The sequence below is a fragment of the Peribacillus sp. SIMBA_075 genome, from assembly GCF_046534585.1.
In genome coordinates this window covers 1-241 of sequence record NZ_JAWRYN010001457.1, presented here as the reverse complement: position 1 = coordinate 241, position 241 = coordinate 1, and the positions used below count along the sequence as shown (strand labels likewise).

At 38.2% G+C, this 241-nt stretch carries 1 protein-coding gene and 1 pseudogene; both read left to right on the top strand.

Going from position 1 to position 241, the window contains the following annotated elements:
- A pseudogene (locus SB775_RS33215) lies at window positions 1-134 on the top strand (OxaA precursor); the annotation flags it as partial.
- On the top strand, window positions 131-241 hold a 111-nt coding region (locus SB775_RS33210; RefSeq protein WP_410865552.1), incomplete at its 3' end, for a Jag N-terminal domain-containing protein. The pseudogene SB775_RS33215 and the gene SB775_RS33210, both read left to right, overlap by 4 nt.

Genomic DNA, 241 nt, shown 5'->3' with positions numbered 1-241 from the left:
CAATCAGTTTCCCAGCGGCACTTTCACTTTACTGGGTTGTAGGTAACCTTTTCATGATCATTCAAACATTGGTGATTAGAACACCTCAAGTACAAGTTGATACAAAAGAAAAAGCTGGCGGGAATAAAAAATGAAGGAAATAACTGCTGTCGGTCGTACAATCGAAGAAGCAGTAGATTCCGGACTTAAACAAATTCAGCTACTACAAGAAGAAGTTGATATCACAATAGTAGATGAAGGA